This window comes from Pseudoxanthomonas wuyuanensis (genome assembly GCF_900215535.1).
In the GTDB taxonomy this organism is placed as follows: Bacteria; Pseudomonadota; Gammaproteobacteria; order Xanthomonadales; family Xanthomonadaceae; genus Pseudoxanthomonas_A; species Pseudoxanthomonas_A wuyuanensis.
The window spans coordinates 215007-236525 of record NZ_OCND01000007.1 but is presented as its reverse complement, the minus strand read 5'-3'; the positions used below and the strand labels follow the sequence as shown (position 1 = coordinate 236525).

20 protein-coding genes are annotated in these 21519 nt (G+C 66.0%); 11 read left to right on the top strand and 9 right to left on the bottom strand.

Going from position 1 to position 21519, the window contains the following annotated elements; all coding sequences use genetic code 11:
- Positions 1 to 169: 169 nt before the first annotated feature.
- The 3 genes from CRO39_RS15100 to CRO39_RS15090 form a co-directional block, all read right to left on the bottom strand.
- Positions 170 to 718 (bottom strand): DUF924 family protein, encoded by a 549-nt coding sequence (locus CRO39_RS15100; protein ID WP_097122776.1) that lies wholly within the window; start codon positions 716 to 718, stop codon positions 170 to 172.
- Positions 715 to 1125, bottom strand: a complete 411-nt coding sequence (locus CRO39_RS15095; protein WP_097122775.1) for a GFA family protein — start codon at positions 1123 to 1125, stop codon at positions 715 to 717. Before CRO39_RS15095 ends, CRO39_RS15100 begins: the two co-directional genes overlap by 4 nt.
- A 69-nt stretch (positions 1126 to 1194) precedes the next feature.
- A complete protein-coding gene (locus tag CRO39_RS15090; protein WP_097122774.1) occupies positions 1195 to 1971 on the bottom strand; it encodes an AMP nucleosidase in 777 nt (258 codons plus the stop codon).
- A 94-nt stretch (positions 1972 to 2065) separates the two neighbouring features.
- Between CRO39_RS15090 and CRO39_RS15085 the strand changes: the two genes are divergently transcribed.
- The 5 genes from CRO39_RS15085 to CRO39_RS15065 all read left to right on the top strand — a co-directional run bounded on the left by CRO39_RS15085 (position 2066) and on the right by CRO39_RS15065 (position 7365).
- Positions 2066 to 3484, top strand: a complete 1419-nt coding sequence (locus CRO39_RS15085) for an amidohydrolase (protein ID WP_097122773.1) — start codon at positions 2066 to 2068, stop codon at positions 3482 to 3484.
- 188 nt (positions 3485 to 3672) lie between these two features.
- On the top strand, positions 3673 to 4899 hold the full coding sequence (locus CRO39_RS15080; protein WP_097122825.1) for an amidohydrolase family protein: 1227 nt from the start codon (positions 3673 to 3675) through the stop codon (positions 4897 to 4899).
- Between the two features lie 161 nt (positions 4900 to 5060).
- On the top strand, positions 5061 to 6008 hold the full coding sequence (locus CRO39_RS15075) for a DegV family protein (RefSeq protein ID WP_097122772.1): 948 nt from the start codon (positions 5061 to 5063) through the stop codon (positions 6006 to 6008).
- Positions 6009 to 6063: 55 nt separating this feature from the next.
- Positions 6064 to 6408, top strand: coding sequence for a hypothetical protein (locus tag CRO39_RS15070; protein ID WP_097122771.1), 345 nt, complete (start codon positions 6064 to 6066; stop codon positions 6406 to 6408).
- A 267-nt stretch (positions 6409 to 6675) separates the two neighbouring features.
- The gene (locus CRO39_RS15065) at positions 6676 to 7365 is read left to right on the top strand and encodes a Dph6-related ATP pyrophosphatase (RefSeq protein ID WP_097122770.1); all 690 of its coding nucleotides are present in this window, start codon (positions 6676 to 6678) and stop codon (positions 7363 to 7365) included.
- Here CRO39_RS15065 and fghA read toward each other — a convergent pair.
- The 4 genes from fghA to CRO39_RS15045 form a co-directional block, all read right to left on the bottom strand.
- Positions 7332 to 8204, bottom strand: coding sequence for an S-formylglutathione hydrolase (gene fghA / locus CRO39_RS15060; protein ID WP_097122769.1), 873 nt, complete (start codon positions 8202 to 8204; stop codon positions 7332 to 7334). The two genes, CRO39_RS15065 and fghA, sit on opposite strands and share 34 nt — an antisense overlap.
- A gap of 125 nt (positions 8205 to 8329) precedes the next feature.
- Positions 8330 to 9439, bottom strand: coding sequence for an S-(hydroxymethyl)glutathione dehydrogenase/class III alcohol dehydrogenase (locus CRO39_RS15055; protein ID WP_097122768.1), 1110 nt, complete (start codon positions 9437 to 9439; stop codon positions 8330 to 8332).
- 62 nt (positions 9440 to 9501) lie between these two features.
- Entirely contained in the window at positions 9502 to 9777 is a 276-nt protein-coding gene (gene frmR / locus CRO39_RS15050) for a formaldehyde-responsive transcriptional repressor FrmR (RefSeq protein ID WP_097122767.1), read from the bottom strand.
- A gap of 147 nt (positions 9778 to 9924) precedes the next feature.
- Entirely contained in the window at positions 9925 to 10668 is a 744-nt protein-coding gene (locus CRO39_RS15045) for an SDR family oxidoreductase (RefSeq protein ID WP_097122824.1), read from the bottom strand.
- Between the two features lie 99 nt (positions 10669 to 10767).
- On the opposite strand from CRO39_RS15045, the gene CRO39_RS15040 reads away from it, so the two are divergent.
- Complete coding sequence (locus CRO39_RS15040; protein WP_097122766.1) at positions 10768 to 11661, top strand: AraC family transcriptional regulator; 894 nt, start codon at positions 10768 to 10770, stop codon at positions 11659 to 11661.
- Positions 11662 to 11914: 253 nt separating this feature from the next.
- On the opposite strand, the gene CRO39_RS15035 is transcribed toward CRO39_RS15040, so the two are convergent.
- Positions 11915 to 14470 (bottom strand): TonB-dependent receptor plug domain-containing protein, encoded by a 2556-nt coding sequence (locus CRO39_RS15035; protein ID WP_238394626.1) that lies wholly within the window; start codon positions 14468 to 14470, stop codon positions 11915 to 11917.
- 341 nt (positions 14471 to 14811) lie between these two features.
- A complete protein-coding gene (yczR, locus tag CRO39_RS15030; protein WP_097122764.1) occupies positions 14812 to 16269 on the bottom strand; it encodes a MocR-like transcription factor YczR in 1458 nt (485 codons plus the stop codon).
- Positions 16270 to 16329: 60 nt separating this feature from the next.
- Between yczR and yczE the strand changes: the two genes are divergently transcribed.
- From yczE to CRO39_RS15005, 5 genes are all read left to right on the top strand, one after another.
- On the top strand, positions 16330 to 17019 hold the full coding sequence (gene yczE / locus CRO39_RS15025; protein WP_097122763.1) for a membrane protein YczE: 690 nt from the start codon (positions 16330 to 16332) through the stop codon (positions 17017 to 17019).
- Complete coding sequence (locus CRO39_RS15020) at positions 17016 to 17870, top strand: PhzF family phenazine biosynthesis protein (RefSeq protein ID WP_097122762.1); 855 nt, start codon at positions 17016 to 17018, stop codon at positions 17868 to 17870. Before yczE ends, CRO39_RS15020 begins: the two co-directional genes overlap by 4 nt.
- A 105-nt stretch (positions 17871 to 17975) precedes the next feature.
- Positions 17976 to 18404 carry a hypothetical protein gene (locus tag CRO39_RS15015; protein WP_141400822.1) on the top strand — a complete coding sequence of 143 codons (429 nt, stop codon included), beginning with the start codon at positions 17976 to 17978 and terminating at the stop codon, positions 18402 to 18404.
- Positions 18397 to 19875, top strand: a complete 1479-nt coding sequence (locus CRO39_RS15010) for an ATPase domain-containing protein (protein WP_097122760.1) — start codon at positions 18397 to 18399, stop codon at positions 19873 to 19875. Before CRO39_RS15015 ends, CRO39_RS15010 begins: the two co-directional genes overlap by 8 nt.
- A gap of 24 nt (positions 19876 to 19899) precedes the next feature.
- The gene (locus CRO39_RS15005; protein ID WP_097122759.1) at positions 19900 to 21513 is read left to right on the top strand and encodes a diguanylate cyclase domain-containing protein; all 1614 of its coding nucleotides are present in this window, start codon (positions 19900 to 19902) and stop codon (positions 21511 to 21513) included.
- The last annotated feature ends 6 nt before the right edge of the window (positions 21514 to 21519 follow it).

Below are 21519 nucleotides of genomic sequence, written 5' to 3'. Positions count from 1 at the left end.
GACCCATCCGGTGGTCCATCGCTTCCCTTCTCCCATTGGGAGAAGGTGGCGCGTAGCGCCGGATGAGGGCGGGAGAATGCCGCTCACTGGAGCTTCCGTCATTCTGAAAACACACGCCCTCATCCGCCCCTTCGGGGCCCCTTCTCCCGAGGGGAGAAGGGAAAAAGCGTCAGCCGCTGAATCCGCCGTTGGCCAGATAGTCGACTTCTTCCTGGGTCGACTCGCGGCCCAGCGCGCGATTGCGGTGCGGGAAGCGGCCGAAGCGCTCGATGATGTCGTAGTGCAGTTGCGCGTACTTCAGATAGTTGTCGTCGCCTACCGCGCCGAACAGATCCAGCGAGCGTTGCTGGTCTTGCAGCGATTCGGAGTGCTCGAACGGCATATAGAAGAAGATGCGCAGCGCCGGGACCACCTGGCGGTCATAGCCTGAAGCGACCGCGCGGTCAGCGTAGTGCCGTGCCAATCCGTCGGTGGCATAGGAATGCGCACTGCCGCGGAAGCAATTGCGCGGGAACTGATCCAGCAGCAATACCAAGGCCAGCGCGCCCTCCGCACCGCTCATCCAATCTTCCAACTCCCGCCGCGCCGCGCGGAAATGCAGTTCGCGAAAGCCCTGGTCGAAGGCCGCATCGAAGGCATCATCGTTGGCGAACCATTTTTCGTAGCCGGCTTCGCGCCAAAAATCGACCACCGGACCGGGAGCGACGCTTCCGCTCATAGGAACGCCTTCTCCGCATCCGAAGGCTCGTGCCACCAGTCGTTGTCGCGGCCGTTGGCGTAGCGCACCGGTGCTTCGGCCAGGGCTTGGCTGTCGACATCGTCGAGGCACGCGAGCTGCACCGACACGAACGGCCCGCCGGCTTCCGGGATATCGCCATAGCCGTAAGGGCGCACGCCGCAGGTCTTGCAGAAAGGCCAGTGGACGACGCCGTTGCGGAAATAGTCGGTGGTCGCTGCCGTATCGCTGAGCAGGCGGAAGGCGTCGGGCTTCACGCTTGCCGACCAGTTGCGGGTCTTGCGGCAGATGCTGCAGTTGCACTTGCCGCCGCCTTCGGCGAGGTCGAGATCGACCTCGAACTTCACGTCCCCGCAGTGGCAGCTTCCGGTATACGTCTGCGTCGTCATTGCCGTTTCCTCCGGACCTTGTGGTGTTTGAATAATACAGAGGCCTGCCGCCGTTGCGTATGCGCGCGCCTATTCATCGAAACGCAGGTGCCGCACCGACTTGCCGTTGCGGCGGATCAGCTTCAGCGCCTCGATGCCGATGGTGATGTGGTTTTCGACGAACTGCGAGCTGACCCTGGCATCGGAGGCTTCGGTCTTGATGCCTTCGGGAATCATCGGCTGGTCCGAAACCAGCAGCAGCGCGCCGCAGGGAATGCGGTTGGCGAAACCGGCGGCGAACACGGTCGCCGTTTCCATGTCGATGGCCATGCAGCGCAGCTTGCGCAGGTATTCCTTGAAATCCACGTCGTGCTCCCAGACGCGGCGGTTGGTGGTGTAGACGGTGCCGGTCCAGTAGTCGTGGCCCAGGTCGCGGATCATCGTCGATACCGCGCGCTGCAGCGCGAACGCAGGCAGCGCCGGCACCTCCGGCAGCAGGTAGTCGTTGCTGGTGCCCTCGCCGCGTATCGCGGCGATCGGTAGCACCAGATCGCCCAGTTGATTCTTCCGCTTCAGACCGCCGCATTTGCCCAGGAACAGCACCGCCTTGGGCATGATGGCCGACAGCAGGTCCATCATCGTTGCGGCGTTGGGGCTGCCCATGCCGAAATTGATCATGCTGATGCCGTCGAAGGTGGCACTGGCCATCGGCCGGTCCAGGCCGACGATCGGCGCGCCGGTCAGCTGCGAAAACACATTGAGGTAGCCGCCGAAGTTGGTCAGCAGGATGTGTTCGCCGAACTGGTCCAGCGGCACGCCGGTGTAGCGCGGCAGCCAGTTGTCGACGATTTCGGTCTTGTCTTTCATGGCGGGTCTGGTTCTTGTTGTTTGCCGCGATTATGGCACTTGGCAAGCGGGCGCCCGGGCGGTTAGGTTTGGGCGACCTCCGCGGGGATCCACCATGCGATTGAAACTGACGGCCGCCCTTGGCCTGGCCTTGCTATGCAGCGGCGCGCACGCCGCCACGCCCACCTCACGCTTCACCCACGACCCCTATCCCAGCACCTACCGGCCGTTGGCATCGGCGCCGCTGCTGATCCGCGGCGCCACCGTACTGACCGGCACCGGACAGCGGCTGGACAATGCCGACGTGCTGATCGAAGGCGGCAAAATCGCCGCTGTCGGCCAGGACCTGCAGGCGCCCGCCGGCGCCGCCACCGTCGACGCGCAAGGCAAATGGGTCACGCCCGGCATCATCGACGTGCACTCGCACCTGGGCGTCTATCCCAGCCCCGGGGTCAAGGCGCATAGCGACGGCAACGAAATGATCGCGCCGGTCACCGCCAATGTCTGGGCCGAGCATTCGATCTGGACCCAGGACCCGGGTTTCCATACCGCGCTGGCCGGCGGGGTGACCTCGCTGCAGATCCTGCCCGGCTCGGCCAACCTGGTCGGCGGCCGCGGCGTGACGCTGAAGAACGTGCCGGCCACCAGCTACCAGGCGATGAAATTCCCCGGCGCGCCGTGGGGCGTCAAGATGGCCTGCGGCGAAAACCCCAAGCGCGTGTACGGGCAGAAAGGCGGTCCGGCCACCCGCATGGGCAATGTGGCCGGCTACCGCGCCGCCTTCATCGATGCGGCCGAGTACCTGAAGAAGAACGAGACCAAGCCGCAGCAGTCGAAGAAGAAGCGCTGGTGGGAACGCGCTTCCGGCGACGACAAGGCCGACAGCGGCGGCGACTCCGGCGGCAAGCGCGATCTGAAGCTGGACACGCTGGCCGGCGCCATCAACGGCGAGATCCTGGTCCACATCCACTGCTACCGCGCCGACGAAATGGCCACGATGCTGGATCTGGCCAACGAATTCGGCTTCAAGGTCGCCGCCTTCCATCATGGCGTGGAGGCCTACAAGCTGGCCGACCGGCTGGCCGCCGAAGGCGTCTGCGGCGCGCTGTGGGCCGACTGGTGGGGCTTCAAGATGGAGGCCTTCGACGGCATCCAGGAAAATATCGCGCTGGTCGACCGCCCGGCCAACGGCTGCGCGATCGTGCATTCGGATTCGGACGAAGGCATCCAGCGGCTCAACCAGGAAGCGGCCAAGGTGATCGCCAACGCGCGCCGCGCCGGCATCGAAATCGCGCCCGAGCGCGCCATCCGCTGGCTGACCAGCAACGCGGCCAAGTCGCTGGGCGTGGCCGATGTCACCGGCTCGCTGGAGCCGGGCAAGATGGCCGACGTGGTGGTATGGAACCAGAACCCCTTCAGCGTCTACGCCAAGGCCGAACAGGTCTATATCGACGGCGCGCGCATCTACGACCGCAACGATCCGGCGCGGCAACCGAAATCGGACTTCCTGCTGGGCCAGGAGGTGGCGCCATGAAGTTCATTCGAGTTCTCTCCATTCGTCATCCCGCCCGTCATCCCGTTTCTGCTCGTCATCCCGGCGCAAGCCGGGACCCAGTGCCTTTTGCTGCACCTGGCGGATGTCCGACCGGACGTCGCTGGGTCCCGGCTTGCACCGGGATGACGGCCAAAACGACGGCAAAAGCGGTGGCGCTGGCAGCATGCATGGCGGCCGTGTCCGTCAACGCGTTCGCGCAGGACATGCTGATCCGCAATGCCACCGTGCATACCGCCGGGCCGCAGGGGTCGTTGAACGCCAGCGATGTGCTGGTGCAAGGCGGGGTCATCCGCGCCGTCGGCAGCGGCCTGGCTGCACCGGCCGGCGCCACGGTGGTCGAGGCCAATGGCCGCCCGCTGACCCCGGCCCTGTTCGGCGGCATCACCGAGATCGGTATCGAGGAGGTGTCCGGCGAATCGGCCACCGACGATGGCGCGCTGACCCTGACCCAGCAGCCGATGTGGCCGGAATTCGATGTCACCCTGGCCTACAACCCGGCTTCGGTGCTGATTCCGGTGGCGCGCGTGGAAGGGCTGGGCTTCACCCTGCTGGGCGCGACCACCGGCGGTTCGTTCATCGCCGGCCAGGGCGCGGTGATGCGGCTGGACGGCAGCGCCGACCCGGCCGGCCCGCGCGCATTGTTCATCCGTCTGGGCAGCCCGGCCGCCAGCCTCAGCGGCAATTCGCGTGCCGCGCAGTGGATGCTGCTGGACCAACTGGTCGCCGAAGCGCGCGGGCGCATGCCCAGCGATTCGCCGCACGCGTTGCTGACTCCCGCCGGGCGTGCCACGCTGGCCCGCTACCTGGCCGGCAATGGCCGCATCGTGGTTGCGGTCAACCGCGCCGCCGACATCCGCCAGCTGCTGCGCTGGGCCCAGCGCGAGAACGTGCGCATCGCCATCGCCGGCGGCGCCGAAGCCTGGAAACTGGCGCCGCAGCTGGCCCAGGCGAAGGTGCCGGTGTTCGTCGATGCGCTGGCGGACCTGCCGGCCGATTTCGATCAGATCGGCGCAACGCTGGAAAACGCCGCGCGGCTGCAGGCCGCAGGTGTGGCGGTCGGCTTCAGCCAGTCCGGCGATGCCTCGCACAATGCGCGCAAGATCCGCCAGCTGGCCGGCAACGCGGTCGCCAACGGCCTGCCGTGGCAGGACGGCCTGGCCGGGCTGACCCGGGTGCCGGCGCAGGCCTTTGGCGTGGACGAGCGCTTGGGCACGATTGCGGTCGGCAAGCGCGCCGACCTGGTGCTGTGGACCGGCGACCCGCTGGACGTGGCGCACACCGCCGAGCAGATCTGGCTGGACGGCCGTGCGCTGCCGATGCGCTCGCGCCAGACCGAATTGCGCGACCGTTACCTGCGCGATGCCGGTGGGCTGCCGCGGGCATATTCGTACTGAGCGCACAGCCGGGACGCGGCCATACGCTGCGTCCCGGCTGGATGGAGGTAGAACAGGAAAAGTGATGCGCCGCACAAATCAGTAGCCACCGTCACGGCCAATCGTGTCTAATCGGACTACGTTTCGTAAGTCGAATGCGAGCAAAGCCGGGAGGGGCCGAGATGCGCATCGGGATTGTGGTGGATTCGGCCTGCGATTTGCCGCAGGACTTCCTGCAGCAGAACCATATCGTGGTGCTGCCGATTACCGTGCGCATTGGCGACGCGGTGCTGGCCGATCATCGCGACGAGGAAGCCACGCTCGGCTTCCTGCATGCGCACGTGGCCGAACGCGGGCATGAGGCCGAGACCACGCCGTTCACCGTCAACCAGATTCGCGACCTGTTCCTGGGCCAGCTGGTGATCGACTACGACCACGTCTTCTGCATGACCATCACCAAGACGCGCAGCCCGATCTACGACAACGCGATGCAGGCCAGCTTCGCCATCCTCAACGACTACAAGCCGGTGCGGCAGGCGGCCGGGCACAACTCGCCGTTCGCGCTGCGGGTCATCGACACCCAGAATCTGTTCGCCGCCCAGGGCGTGACCGCGGTCGAAGCGGTGCGCATGCGCGCGGCCGGCACCGGCGTGCAGCAGATCCGCGAACGGCTGGAGCTGCTGGCGGCCAACACCCACGGCTACATGATTCCGCGCGATCTGTACTACCTGCGCGCCCGCGCCCGCACCAAGGGCGACCGCAGCGTGGGCCTGCTCAGCGCCGCGCTGGGCAGCGCGCTGGACATCAAACCGGTGCTGCGCGGCTACCGCGGCAATACCGAGCCGGTGGCCAAGATCAAGGGCTTCGAGAACGCGGTCGAACAGTTGTTCAAGTTCGCCGGCAACCGGGTCGCCGCCGGGCTGATGACGCCGACCGTCTGCCTGAGCTACGGCGGCGAACTGGCCGAGCTGCGCGCCCTGCCCGGTTACCAGCGCCTGCGCGACATCTGCGCCAACCACAATGTGGAAGTATTCGAAAGCGTGATGAGCCTGACCGGCATGGTCAACGTGGGCAAGGGTGCGGTGGTGGTCGGTTTCGCCTCCGAGCCGCATACCTTCAAGGTCGCATAACGGCCGCCTAACGCGGCTTTATTAAGCTAGCCGCCTCCAAGGAGGCGAGCCAGCAATGTCCGTCCGCTACTACATCAACCTGCCGGTTCCCGCACGCGCGCGCGGCGACAATGCGGCCTTCAGTTTCAGCGCCCAGGGCGCCGACGAATTTGCCGCGCAGCTGCAGGATGCGCTGCGCAGCGCCAGCCTGTTCGAACGCTGGCGCCGGGCCCAGGACGACCCCGATGAGGTGGATGCCTCGCTGGGCGTGGTCGATCCGCAGGCCCAGGTCAGCGGCCAGCAGAAGAACCTGCAGATCGCGCTGGTCGCCACCACCTCGATTCCCGGCCTGGTGCTGAAGCACCGCCTGCGCCTGCTGGCCGGCAGCAGTTGGGAGTTGCGCGACGTGTCCGCGGCCTAGGGCTTATTAATGCTATTGGGATAGGTCACGCCGCCACTGAGTGCGTGCGGGACAAGGAAGAATGAGGAAGTGTATGTCGATACACGCCCGAGTGATGACGCAGTACCGCGCGCACTCAGTGACGGCCCTCCGGGTTGCTATCCCAGCGGTCGCCAGGCAGCCGCGCGCGGCTTGGACAGGCCACCAGCCTGCCGCTGCGCCACGCACAACCACCTGACAACCGCTGGAAAGCAACGTGACCTATCCCAATAGCGTTAACAAGCCCTGATGTCCCGCCCGTTGCCGGTGCTGCTGGCCTGGAGCGGCGGCAAGGATGCGGCATGGACGCTGCATGCCCTGCGCCAGCGCAGCGACGTGGAGGTGATTGCGCTGCTGACCACGGTGACCGCCGAATACGATCGCGTCTCGATGCAGGGCATCCGCCGCACGGTGCTGCATGCGCAGGCCCGGGCGGCCGGGTTGCCGTTGCTGGAAGCGATGATTCCGGCCGGCTGCGGCAACCAGGAGTACGAATCGGCGATGGCCGATGCGTTGGCGCAGGCGGCCGCGCGCTGGCCGGGACTGGCGACCGCCGCTTTCGGCGATCTGTTTCTGGAAGACATCCGCCGTTATCGCGAGGGCAGCTGCGCGCGGCTGGGCTGGCAAATCCTGACCCCGCTGTTCGGAAGCGACACCGCGCAATTGGCGCGCGAGATGATGGCAGGCGGCCTGCGCGCGAACCTGTGCTGCGTGGATACGACGCAGCTCGACGCAGGCTTCGCCGGCCGCGATTTCGATGCCGCATTGCTGGACAGTCTTCCCGCACAGGTGGATGCCTGCGGCGAGAACGGCGAGTTCCATACCTGCGTTTGGGACGGGCCGATGTTTTCCGCGCCGATAAGGTTGGAGCGCGGCGACACCGTGCTGCGCGATGGCCGCTTCGCCTATACCGATTTTGAGCTGGCGTCTTCTTTATAGGCGCGTGCAGGGGACCGCAATGCCGCGGCATGGTGGGCGATATGTTCGCCGATGAAGCTGCTGATGAAGTAGTAGCTGTGGTCGTAGCCTGGTCGCAGGCGCAGCTGCAACGGATGGCCGGCGGCGGCGCTGGCGTCGCGCAGCCGTTCCGGCTTCAGCTGGCTGGCCAGGAATTCGTCGGCATCGCCCTGGTCGATCAGTAGCGGCAGTTTTTCCGGCGCAGCGGCCACCAGCTCGGTCGCGTCCCACGCCTTCCATGCCTGGCGGTCATCGCCCAGGTAGGCGGCAAACGCCTTCTCGCCCCACGGCACCTGCGACGGCGCGACGATCGGCGAGAACGCCGACACGCTGCGGTAGCGGCCCGGGTTCTTCAGCGCGGCGATCAATGCGCCATGTCCGCCCATCGAATGGCCGCTGATGGCGCGCGCGGCGCTCGCCGGGAAATGCGCTTCGATCAACGCCGGCAGTTCGGATACCACGTAGTCGTACATGCGGTAGTGGGTCGACCACGGCGCCCGGGTGGCGTTGACATAGAAGCCGGCGCCCTTGCCCAGGTCGTAGCCTTCGGCATCGGCCACGTCGTCGCCGCGCGGACTGGTGTCCGGCGCCACCAGGATGATGCCGTGCTCGGCCGCATAGCGCTGCGCGCCTGCCTTGGTGATGAAGTTCTGCTCCGTGCAGGTCAGCCCGGACAACCAGTACAGCACCGGCAGCTTCTGCGTAGCCGCCTGCGGTGGCAGGTAGACGGCGATGTTCATGCCGCAACCCAGCGTTTCCGATGCGTGCCGGTAGACGTCCTGCCAGCCACCGAAACAGGCGCGGTGTTCGATGCGTTCCAAAGCGCTACTCCAGTGGTCCGTGGGTATTTTCCTGTAGGAGCGACGTGCGTCGCGATGGGGCTACACGCAAAGCATCGCGACTTACCGGTGCCGGCATGCCGGCACCACTCCTACAGGAGGATTGTTCAGTAGTGGACGACCGAGCGGATCGACTTGCCTTCGTGCATCAGATCGAAGGCATGGTTGATCTCGTCCAGCCCCATCGTATGGGTGACGAACGGCGCCAACTGGATGTCGCCCTTCATCGCGTCTTCCACCATGCCCGGCAACTGGGTACGGCCCTTGACGCCGCCGAACGCGGTGCCCATCCAACGACGGCCGGTGACCAGTTGGAACGGACGCGTGGAGATTTCCTGGCCGGCGCCGGCCACGCCGATGATCACCGACTGGCCCCAGCCGCGGTGCGCGCATTCCAGCGCCGCGCGCATCACATTGACGTTGCCGATGCATTCGAAGGAATGATCCACGCCCCAGCCGGTCATCTCGACGATCACCTGCTGGATGGGCTTGTCGTGATCCTTCGGATTGACGCAGTCGGTGGCGCCCATTTCCCGGGCCATCGCAAACTTGTCCGGATTGGTGTCGATGGCGATGATGCGGCCGGCCTTGGCCTGGCGCGCACCCTGGACCACCGCCAGGCCGATGCCGCCGAGCCCGAACACCGCGACGCTGTCGCCGGCCTGCACCTTGGCGGTGTTGCGCACGGCGCCGATGCCGGTGGTTACGCCGCAGCCCAGCAGGCAGACCTGCTCGTGGTTGGCTTCGGGATTGATCCTGGCCAGCGATACTTCGGCGACCACGGTGTATTCGCTGAAGGTCGAGCAGCCCATGTAGTGGTAGAGCGGCTGGCCGTTGTAGGAAAAGCGCGTGGTGCCATCCGGCATCACGCCCTTGCCCTGGGTCGCGCGCACGGCCACGCACAGGTTGGTCTTGCCGGAAGTGCAGAACAGGCACTGGCCGCATTCGGCGGTATACAACGGAATCACGTGATCGCCCGGCTTGACGCTGGTGACGCCCTCGCCGACTTCGACCACGATGCCTGCGCCCTCGTGGCCCAGCACCGCCGGGAACAGGCCTTCCGGGTCGTCGCCCGACAGCGTGAAGGCATCGGTATGGCAGACGCCGGTGTGGGTGATCCTTACCAGCACTTCGCCCTTGCGCGGCGGGGCGACGTCGATCTCGACGATCTGCAGCGGTTCGCCAGCGGCGAAGGCAACGGCGGCGCGACTTTTCATGACTTACTCCTGCGTGTTCGATACCGATAGGACAACGGGGGCCGAAACGATGCGGCCGCCGGTTACTTGAGATAGGAGCGGACCAGCCCGGTCATTTCGCGCACGCGCGCCGCGCGCTGGGCTTGCGAACCGGCCGCCTGGCCGAACTCCTCGCGGATATGCGCTTCCATCACTTCCGACATCAGCCCGTTCACCGCGCCGCGGATGGCCGCGATCTGCTGCAGCACCGCAGCGCAGTCGACGCCGGCTTCCAGCGCGCGTTCCAGCGCCTCCGCCTGCCCCTTGATGCGACGCACCCGGGTCAGTACGCGTTTCTTTTCCTGCGGGGTGTGCGGCATGCGGCGGCCCGGCGACTATCCAATACTGGGGTATAGTATCTGCAAGCCGCCAGGATTTCCATTCGCGTCGCAGCGATTGAACGGACTTGGCTTGTCCGGTCGGTACGCACCGCGGTCACGGTGGGCTACACCGGCCATGGTGCATGCTCAACGCTGCGCGGCCAGCGCCAGCGCGTCGGCACCTGCAGGAAAGTGCAAGCGGTCCGAGGTGTCGTTGGCCGCCTGCCACACGACCTGGGCCACGTCGTCTTCCTTCGTCACCGCGGTGGTGTGCCCCAGGCCGGCAAAAACGCGGTGGGCAAAGACTTCGTACGCTTGCGGAATCAGCCCCTGCATGCGCTGCTGGCCGTTGGCGGTGAAGCTGGTGGAGGGGCCGTAGCCGGGTTCTACCAGCTTGACCCGCACATCGAATGACTTGAGTTCATGCGCCAGCGATGCGGTAAAGCCTTCGACCGCGGTCTTGCTGGCGGTGTACGCGGCCACCAGCGGGAACGGTGCCAGGGTGGCGCTGGACGTTACGTTGACGATGAGGCCGGCGCGGCGCTGGCGAAACCGGGGAATCACGGCCTGGCACATGGCCATGACGCCGAAGGTGTTGGTTTCGAAGACGTCCCGTACGGTGGACATGGGCGTGGCTTCGAACGCCCCGAACAGGCCGATGCCGGCGTTGTTGACCAGAACGTCGATGTCGCCCGCCGCATCCAGTGCCTGCGCAATGCTCTCTGGCCGGGTCACGTCCAGCGCCAGCACGCGCAGGTTGGGAGAGGCCGGCAATAGGTCCTGGCGCGGAGTGCGCATGGTGGCGATGACGTTCCAGCCCTGGGACAGGAAGTAGCGGGCAGTCTCCAGGCCGTAGCCGGAGGAACAGCCGGTGATAAGGACAGTCTTCATTTCGTTCTCCGAGAGTGGGTTGACTCGCGAGAAACGATAGGCCAGCATCTCCGGATTATCGATGATGCAAAGTCCGTTGTTTTTTAGCCAAAGTCCGGAATGAGCGATCCGCTTTCCGATGTCGTCCGGCTCCTTCGCCCGCGGGCGGTCTTTGCCAACGTCATCAGCGGCAAGGGCAACTGGGCCGTGCGCTACGCCGAGTATGGGCAGCCTGGCTTCTGCATCGTCCTGCAAGGCGGCGCCCTGCTGGCGGTGGACGGGCATGAGCCAATCAAAATCCGCGCGGGGGACTTCGTGCTGCTGCCCACGACTCCGCCTTTCACGCTGTCCAGTTTCGTGCCGGCGCCGCCGGTGTTCATCGATCCCAAGGCCGCCCCCCGGGAACAGGGAGAACGGCGCCACGGTGAGCAGGAAGGACCGCCGGACATGCGCTCACTCGGCGGCGCTTTCCTGTTCGACACTTTCGATGCCGGGCTACTGATATCGCTGTTGCCCGCGGTGGTCCACGTCCAGGGCTCCAGCCGCCTGATGCAGCTTGTACAGATGGTGGGCGAAGAATATGAGGACAAGAAGCCGGGCAGCGAGTACATGCTCTCGCGGCTGGTGGAGATGTTGCTTGTCGAGGCCATGCGCTGGTCCACTGCAGGAAGCGCGCCTCCTGGCCTGCTGCGCGGCCTGGGCGATGAACGGCTGGCGGTGGCGTTGAAGCAGATGCACGCGCACGTCGATCGCCCCTGGACGGTAGCCGAACTCGCCAGAACTGCGGCGCTGTCGCGCTCGGCCTTCTTCGACCGGTTCGTCCGTATCGTCGGCGCGCCTCCCATGGAGTACCTGTTGGCCTGGCGCATGGAGATAGCCAAGGACCTGCTCAGGCGCGATGAACTGACCGTCGCGGAAGTGGCAGAACGCGTCGGCTATGGCTCAACCAGTACCTTCAGCGTTGCCTTCCGTCGCCGCGTAGGCCAACCGCCAAGCCGGTACGGCAAAGGTTGACACGCAACCGGCGGCAGTCAGGTCGCTAGCAGCCGAAGGCGACCTTCCTGGGCCTGGCGCAGACGCGAGCGGATGCCATCGCCGATGCTGGCGTGGACCAAGCCCATGGATGGCTTGAGGATGCGCCTTGAACAGCGTTGCTCCGGACCCGTCCGGCCGAGGTGCGTGCGCGGGCGGTGCCGCAAACGCGATGCCCCCGACGTGCGGGGGCATCGCGCACAACATCACCGTTGCGACTGTGTCAGGGCCGGGCCTAGAACTTCCAGCCCACCCGCGCGTAGTAGAAGCCGCCGTTGAAGCCGTACGGCGAATGCACCGGGTACTGCGCGCCAGCCACCGACGCTCCCCACGGGTTGTCGCCCGGGGTCTTGTCGAACAGGTTCTGCGCGCCGACATTGACGTACAGGCCTGAGGCGAACTTCCAGCCGATCTCCGCGTCCACGATGACCGCGCTGCCTTCGTAGATGGGCAGACCGCCGTCGTCGGCGGAAACCACGCCGCTGTCCAGGTGGTCTTCGTACCACGAGCCGTAGTAGCTCACGCGCAGGTTGGCGTGGAAGACCTCGCGCTGGTGGTTGACGCTGAAGTAGCCCTTGGTCTTGGGCAGGGATTCCTCCAGCTTGTACACGCGCGCCTCGTTGATGAAGTTGGCGTCGTAGCGGTCCACCTCGGTCTTGTTCCAGTTGGCCGCCAGCGAGTAGGTGGTGGTGCCGCCAAAATGATCGGTCTCCACGCTGGTCACCACGTCCAGGCCGGTGGTGGTGGTGTCGAAGGCATTGCCGAAATAGGTCACTTCGGAGATTGAGGCGGCCTCCGGATTGCCCGATGCCACCAGCGCCGCGCGCTCTTCGTCGGTCAGTTCGAAGCTGGTGCTCAGCGCGATGCGGTCGTCCACCTCGATGCGGTAGCCGTCCACGGTGACCAGCCAGTCGCCGCTGCTCCAGACCATGCCCAGCGAGAAGTTCACCGACTCTTCCGGGGTCAGCGGCTGGGCGCCCTTCAATGCGGCAATCGGGTTGGTCGGCGGCAGCGTGGCGATGTCGACCAGGGCGGTGCCGCCGAACACCGTGCTGATCTGGCTGATGTTGGCCTGGCCCGGAGTGGGGGCGCGGAAACCGGTGTTGACGGCGCCGCGCACGGCGAAGGTATCGGTGAAGTCGAAACGGCCGGTCAGCTTGCCGTTGGTGGTGCTGCCGAAGTCGTCGAAGTCCTCATGCCGCACGGCTGCGGCCAGCAGCAGCTGCTCGGTGAACTGCGCTTCCGTGTCCAGGTACACCGCCCAGTTCCTGCGGTCGAAGGTGCCGGCGGTACGCGGGCTGAAACCGTTGAAGCCGTTGGAGCCCAGCGCGAAGCCCTGTTCGGTCAGCGGGCCGATACCGGTGGAGGCGGCGTCGCCGGCGGCAATCTCGAAGCTCTCCTCGCGCCATTCGGCGCCCATCGCCAGCCGCAGCGGTTCGGCGGTGAAGCTGGTCTCGAAATCGCGGCCGACGTCGAAGTTGACGCCTTTTTCGGTCTGGGTGTTGCCGCCGGGCCTGAAGTACAGGCCGTCGGGCTGATCCGGCCCGAGCGAGGCATTGACCGTGTTGTAGATGATGAACTCGATGTCGTTGCGGCCGTACGAAGCGCTCACGTCCCAGTGCCAGTTGCTGCCCCAGGTGCCCTTGGCGCCGGCCACGATCGAACTGTCTTCCAGCTTGCCGCCGAAGCGCGGGGTGAACCCGCCCGGCAGCATCGACAGGAAGCTGAAGCAGTTGGACGGCAGCGCACTCACCGCGGCGCTGACCGTGCTGTAGGGAATCAGGTTGCCGGCGCCGTCGCGCAGTGCGATGGTCGGGCAACCGCCGGCGCCGGTCATGTCGCCTACCAGCAGGGTCTGGCCGCCATCGTTGGAGTACACGCCAGAACGCGCGGTCGGGTCGCGGAAGTAGAAGCCGCCGTCCACATCGCGCTTGGCGTAGTTGCCGAACAGGTAGAAGTCCACGCTGTCGGTGGAAACACCCAGGTTGGCGACAAACTTGAAGTCCTCCTTCACTTCCGGCGAACCCCAGATCTGCGCCGGAGTGGGCACGCCCGGGTAACCGGCCGCTATCGCCGCCGCGGCATCGTCGCGTTGCACGCTGCGCGAGGTGGCGTCGGCCTCGCGCCATTCGGCGGTCAGCGTGGCGAAACCGTTTTCGGTCAATGGCAGGCCGATCTGCGCCGAGTACTGCGTGGTGAAGCCGTCGCCTTCGTAGTACTGGCCGGCAAAGACCTCGGCCGTGCCGCCTTCGCGCAGCTTCTTCAGGCCGAAGTTGATGACGCCGGCAATGGCGTCCGAGCCGTACTGCGCCGCGGCGCCGTCGCGCAGCACTTCAACCTGATCCAGCGCCAGCGACGGGAACACCGACAGGTCCGGACCCTGCGAGCCGTCGGACAGGCCGTGGCCGAGGAAGGTGATGACCGCCGCGCGGTGGAAGCGCTTGCCGTTGACCAACAGCAGCGTATTGTCCGGCGGCAGGCCGCGCAGGTTGGCCGGGCGGATCAGGCTGGCGGCATCGTCGATCGGGATCGTGCTGACGTTGAACGAAGGCACCAGCACGCGCAGCTGGTCGAGCGCGTCGGTTGCGCCCTGGTTGCGGAATTCCTCCGCGCTGATGATGTCGATCGGCACCGCCGAAGAGGACACCGAGCGCGGCTGGCTGCGGCTGCCCAGCACCGACACCGTTTCCAGGGTGGCCGGTTCATCGGCCGGTGCGTTCGCTGGTTCGGCCGTCTGCGCCAATGCCGCCCCGCTGGCCGACAGTACCGCTGCGGCCAGCGCCCATTTCACTGCTGACGCCAATCGCGTTTTTGAAACGCGGGCGTAATTTCTCTCTCTCTTGTTCATGCATGCTCCCCAAAAAGCCAAAAAGTTGCGTTGCTGTTTAGTGACATCTCTCCGATAGGCAGCAAGTCCTGAACACTTGCTGCGTCGCAGCAATCATTAACAGGAATTAAATTTTCTGGCAATAAACCTGTGGTAGTAGGCGCCGGACGGTTGATGCGCGTCGCGGTTCTTCCGTTCAGTTGCCACAGAGCAGGTATGGAAACACCGTTGGCCGCCGCCGCTGCGGAAGAGGAATGCGCGTTACGTCCGCATGCAGCGATGCAGTGGCCGCGCCATCATCTGCGCTACGCGATCAGGCGCCTGGCCGGCTCGCGGCGCTGCTTGGGCTTCGACTCGTGCGGGTGGGCCGACCAGAGACCGGCGATGCGTGCAACCGCCAGCCTCAACGCCTCCTCCGGCTTGGCATACGGGAGGCGCAGCCAATGATCGGCTCCGCCTTCAACGCTGAAAACCGGGCCTGGCGCCAGATGGACACCGGCGCGTTCGGCGTCGGCGGCCAAGCGGGTTGCACTGCCATGGGGCATCTGCACCCATAAGGTGAGGCCGCCGCCAGGAAGGCGGAAGCGCCAACCGGGCAGTCGCTCCGCCAGGGCCTGCGCAAGCGCATCGCGACGTTGCCGCAGCTGTTCGCGGCGGGCCGCACGGATGTCGGCGGCGCCGAACAATTCGGCCACCACCAACTGATCGAACAGCGAACTGCCCAGGTCGATCTGCACGCGTGCGGCGACGATCCGGCTGACCAGTTCGCGCGGAGCCCGGATCCATCCCACCCGCAAGCCACCCCAGAACATCTTCGATGCGCTGCCGATGGTGATGGCGTCGGCCGCATGCCTGGCGAACGGCGCGGGCATCGGCTCATCGGACAGGCTGGTCGGTTGCAGCGTTTCGTCGACGATGGCGATGGTGCGCGCCCTGCGCAGCGCAGCGGCGTACCGCGCGCGCGCCGCGTCGCCCATCAGGAAGCCGGTGGGGTTCTGGAAATCCGGAATCAGGTAGGCCAGGTGCGGCGAGGTCTGCCGCAACGTGGCTTCGATACCGTGCATGTCCCAACCTTCATCGCCCAGCGGATCGGACAACGGCGCGCTGATCAGGCGGCCGCCGCCCAGCCGCAGCGCCTCGATGGCGTTCGAGTACACCGGCGATTCGATCATGATGCGGTCGCCCGGGCGCGACAGCGCGCGGGCGGCGATGGCAATGCCCGAAAGCGCGCCGGAGGTGATGACGATCTGCGCGGCGGCCGTGGGCAGGCCGCGCCGCACGTACGACTCGGCAATGATGGCCTGCAACCCCGGCAGTCCCGACGGCAGATAGCCATCGCTGGCCAGATAGGACGGCAGCGCGTCCAGCGCACGCTGGTACGCGGCAGCGACACCGGGCGTTGCCGCGCCGGCCGCGCAATTGAGGTCTATCGCGCCTTCGGCCGACTGCGTCGCGGCAAACGAATGCAGCGCATGGTCGTGTGCGCGGCGCAGGTCGATAGGCGCGGCCGCATAGGTTCCCGCCCCTTGCCGGGCGACGGCGAAGCCGGCCGCAACCAGATCCGCATAGGCCCGGGTGACGGTGTTGCGGGAAACGCCCAGCGCCGCGGTGACGGCACGCTCGCTGGGCAGGCGGGTGCCGATGGCAATCCGGCCATCGCCAATCAGTTCCTGCAATGCCAGCCGCAGGCCGCGGTAGGCCGGCGCGCGGTCGAAGGCACCGACCAGCACGGCAAGGCGATCCGGGGCAAGCGCGCGGTTCATGAGGCCACTATCGCACGATTGGCTCTATGGAAAAGAGCCAATTGACGCGATGGTGGCCCCATGAAGACCACGACTCCTCCTTCCGGGCTGGCCAATCTGGGGCCCATCGCGCAACTCCGCGCCGGGCGGCTGCCGGAACGCTTGCTGCGGCTGCTGCTGGGCCTGTGGCTGTACGGCCTGGCTATCGCTTTGATGATCGAAGGTGCGGTGGGCGCCTCGCCGTGGGATGTCTTCCACCTGGGCGCTTCGCTGCACCTGCCGTGGTCCTTCGGCATGGTCATGATCGTCACCGCGGCCGCCGTGCTGCTGGCGTGGATTCCGCTGCGCCAGATGCCGGGCCTGGGCACGCTGGCCAACACTCTGCTGCTGGGACCGTTCGCGGACGTCAACCTGGCGTTGCTGGACGCGCCGGAGGGCTTGCCGCTGCGCTGCGCCTACCTGCTCGGCGGCGTGCTGGTGTGCGCGCTGGCCACGGCCCTGTATGTGGGCGCGCAACTGGGGCCGGGGCCGCGCGACGGCCTGATGACCGGCCTGGCGCGGCGGACCGGCTGGTCCATCCGCCGGGTCCGTACCGTCATCGAAGTCGCCGTGCTCATCGTTGGCGTATCGCTGGGCGGCACGGTCGGCGTCGGCACCGTGGTGTTCGCGCTCGGTGTCGGGCCGGCAACGCAGTTCTTCCTTCGCTACCTGGTAGTGCGGCTGGATGCGTCCACCGGCCGCATCGAACAACCTGCCGGAGAAACACGATGAGCCCTCCTGTCCTGCGCTACAGCGCCTTCACCACCGACCCGGACGGCGGCAATCCCGCCGGCGTGGTGCTCGATGCGCGGGCGATGTCCGATGCCGACATGCAACGCATCGCCGCCCAGATCGGCTATTCCGAAACCGCCTTTCTGCTGCCGCGGGCCGACGGTGCCTTCGACGCGCGCTACTACAGTCCGCTCGCCGAGGTGAGTTTCTGCGGGCACGCCACCATCGCCGCAACCGTGGCCCATGCCGAGCGTTACGGCCCTGGCGAGCGGTTGCTGCATACGCGGGCCGGGCTGGTGCGCGTGTCCGTCGATGAAGCGCTGATGGCCACGCTGGTCAGCGTCGAACCGCAGGTCGTGCCGCTGGGTGCGGAAGACCTCGATCTGATACTGGCCTCGCTGGATTGGCGCAGCGACGAACTCGACCCGGCGCTGCCGCCCGCCTTGGCCTACGCCGGCGCCTGGCATCCGGTGATCTTCGCGGCCACGCGGTCGCGTCTGGCGCAGCTGGACTACGACTTCGACGCGCTCGCCGCCCTGATGGCGCAACGCGGGTGGACCACGGTGAACCTGGTCTGGCGCGAAGACGCGCAGACGTTCCATGCCCGCAATCCGTTCCCGCCCGGCGGCGTGGTCGAGGATCCCGCCACCGGCGCCGCAGCGGCTGCATTGGGCGCCTATCTTGCCGCCCACGACGCACTGCCGGCGCAGCGGAGCTTCGCCATCCGTCAAGGCGATGACCTGGGCCGTCCCAGCCGGCTGGCCGTTTCCGTCCCGCAGGATCGGCGCGCGGGCATCCGGGTCAGCGGCACCGCGGTGAAGATCGAAGCGGCCGCTGGCCAAGGCCGGTAAACGCCAGCGGATGCGTTGGCAGGGTTGAGTGATGCGCAGCGGCGTCGCTTTCGGAGTACTGTGCCCCGTGAAGACCGCGTTAATACGGGTATGGGACCATATGCGATGGAAGCCAAGTCAGACACCATTGCGTCTGCTTTATCCCGGCTAGCGGCCGAAGGGGCCGGCGCCGACCGCATCGCGGCGGTCGCCGCTGAGAAAATGCATGCGTTCCATTCGGCCCTTGCGCCGGTCATCGGCGACCGCGGCGTTTCGGCGCTGTACCGCCGCAGCCTGTTCCTGATAGGCCAAGACGCCTCATGGGCGGATTCGCCGCATGGCGAAGATGGCGCAGGCAACGACTATGCAACGTTGCAATCGGCCATAGCCCGGCAACCGGCTGCGGACGCGCTCGAAATCGCCGAGGCGCTGTTTACGACCCTCCATGCCGTCCTGGCGAGCCTGATCGGCGCAGCGCTCACGGAGCGTCTGCTTCACCCGATGTTCGACCCTTCACCCAGCGGCCATGCCGTGCAGGAAACTCCTCATGAGTAAAAAAGCGAACATCAACCGCCTGGGGACGGGTGTTGCGGGCCTGAACGAAATCCTTGGGGGCGGGCTGCCGGAATTTTCCTTCAACATCATCGCTGGCCCGCCCGGCAGCGGAAAGACGACTCTGGCGCATCAGATAATGTTTTCCCTGGCCACGATCGAGAAGCCTGCGGTCTTCTTTACCGTGCTCGGCGAGCCGCCGCTGAAGATGCTGCGATACCAGCAGCAGTTCCATTTTTTCGACGAAGCTGCCATCGGCCGCTCGGTTCACTTCATAAACCTGTCGGAGGAAATGCAGTCCGGCGACCTGCGCGCGGTGCTCGCCCGCATCGTCCAGGCGGTGGAAGCCCATTCCCCTGGCCTGGTTTTCGTCGATTCCTTCCGCGCTGTCGTCATCGCCAGCCGCACCCACGAGCCTGCCTCCATGGGCCTGCAACAGTTCGTGCAGGAACTGGGGATGTTGATGACCAACTGGCAGGCGACGACCTTCCTGATTGGCGAGTACTTCAGCGAGAACGAACCGAACCCCGTGTTCACGGTCAGCGACGGGCTGATCTGGCTGCGGCAAAGCCTGGACCGAAACTCGGTGGTTCGGAAAATCGAGGTCATCAAGATGCGCGGCCAGGCCTCGATTCCCGGCCAGCACACGTTTCGCATCGGCAGCGCCGGAATCCAGGTGTTTCCCCCGGCCCAGGTCTCGATTCAGGGCACCGAGCTTGCCGCGCCGCCCGCAGGCCCTCCGCTCAGCATGGGAGTGCCCGGCCTGGACGAGATGATGGGGGGTGGATTGCCACGCGGCTATTCGCTGCTTGTGGCGGGGCCGTCAGGCTCCGGTAAAAGCATCCTGGCCGGCCAGTTCCTGGCCGAGGGCGCCCGCTGCGGCGAAAAATCGGTGATTGCCTCGTTCGAACAGCGTCCCAAGCTATCGCGCAGCCGGATCGTTTCGGACCTTGTCGATAGCGGAGATGTCGGCCTGATTCGCGCGCAGCAAGCGGACCTGTCGGTGGAGGAAGTGACCGCGCTGCTCCTGGCCGAAATCAAACGGCTCAATGCCACCCGCGTGGTTCTGGACTCGTTGTCCGGCTTCGAGCTGATGCTGGCGCCTACGTTTACCGACAATTACCGGCAATCCCTTTGCCAGATGGTGAACGCCGTGGTCAGCACCGGCGTCAGCATGCTGATGACCTCCGAACTGGAGGACCGCTACACGGATCTGAGGTTCAGTCCATACGGTGCGGCGTTTCTCACCGATGCGATCATCGTGCAACGATACATAGAAGTGGAGAGCCGCCTGCTGCGCGTAATGGCGGTGGTCAAGGTGCGCGCAGCTGCGCACTCCAATGAGCTTCGGCAGTTCGTAATCGACGACGGGGGAATCCGGATTGGCGAGATGATGCCCGACTACCGTGGCCTGCTCGGCGGCCGTCCGGAGCGTTCCGGCGCAACCGAGGCCGGCGGCCAAGCTGGCGGCTGACGCCGTGCGGCTGTCCGGATCGACATGAAAAAACCGCCCAAAAGCGAGCAAGACGCCGCTTCCGGCAGTTTGGCGGCGCTCACCTCGCAGGCCGATGCGATCCGCGCCGAGTTAACGAGATTGCGACGCAATCTGGCCGCGCTTCACCAACAGGACCATGCAGACCACACCCAGGAGCTGCGGGAGGCCAATGAGAAGCTCCTGATTGCGGCCCTTGATGCCAGCGCGGTAGCTGAAAGCGCGAAAGCGAGCCTGGCAGGCTTGATCGTTTCCAGTCAACGGGATGCGCTGACGAATACGCCCAACCGGGCTCTTACGCTGGAGCGGCTGGAGAATGCGATAGGGATGGCCAAGCGCCACGGCGCGTTGATGGCCGTGCTGTTCGTGGATATCGATCACCTCAAGCTGATAAACGACTCCCTGGGCCATGCCGCCGGCGATGCCGCGCTGCAGTTGGCGGCGCGCCGGCTCGAATCCGTGGTCCGCAGCACCGATACGGTCAGCCGGCATGGCGGCGACGAGTTTGTCGTGCTGCTCAGCGAACTTTCCCACCTGGGCGACGCGGCCGACATTGCGGCGAAGATGTTGGAAGCCCTGGCCGTGCCCACCCAGGTTGGCGGGCATGTTCTGAGCCTGACCGCCAGCATTGGCATCGCCATCTATCCCCTGGATGCGTCTACGGGCCCGCAGCTGATCGAGATGGCAGACAGCGCCATGTATGTGGTCAAACGGCTGGGAGGCAGCCGTTTCGGTTTTCAGGAGTCGACGCGGATCGCCTGCAATGCGCCGGCTGCCGAGCCGGCCGCGCCGCGTCTACGCAAGCCATCGGCGCTCAAGCCGTCGCAGCGACCGGGCGTGGCCCAGCTGAGGCAGGTCAACGAGCAACTGGTCATGACCGCCCTTGCCGCTCACGAACTCAAGGATCTCGCGGATCAGGCGCGCGACAACGAGATCAAGTTTCTGGCGATGGTTGCCCACGAACTGCGCAATCCGCTGACCGCCATCCAACTGGCTGCCGACATGTTGAGCCTAGGGGGCGCTGACGAAGCGCAGCCCAAGCGGCTGAAGACGGTCATAGAAGACGAAGTCAGGCACCTGGTTTACCTGATAGAAGACCTGCTCGATGTATCCCGGGTCAACACGGGCAAGCTACGCATGGAGCTCAGCGAGGTGGATGTCAACGCCATCCTGGCCAATGCGGTGGAAACCAATGCCTCCCACATTGCCGACCGCTTTCAGACCATTGAAACGAAATTGTCTTCGAAGCCCATACTTGTGCGCGGCAGCAAGGTGCGCCTGCGGCAGATCTTCAGCAATCTGCTGGACAACGCCTCCAAGTACACCCCTGCGGGCGGCCATATCGAAGTGGGCATCGAGGCCGCCGGGGATGAGGTCAGGATAACGGTTTCCGACAACGGCATCGGCATCCCTCCCCATGCGCTGCCGCATATTTTCGATCTGTTCGTGCAGGAGGCCGGCGCCCTGACGTTGCACAGCGGCGGCCTTGGCATAGGCCTGGCCCTGGTGCACGAACTCGTCGCAGCGCATCAGGGCACGGTAACCGCTCAGAGCAGCGGGAGGAATCGGGGCAGCAAATTCACCATCACCCTTCCTTGCGTCTCAGCGGGTCGACGATAGCCTGGG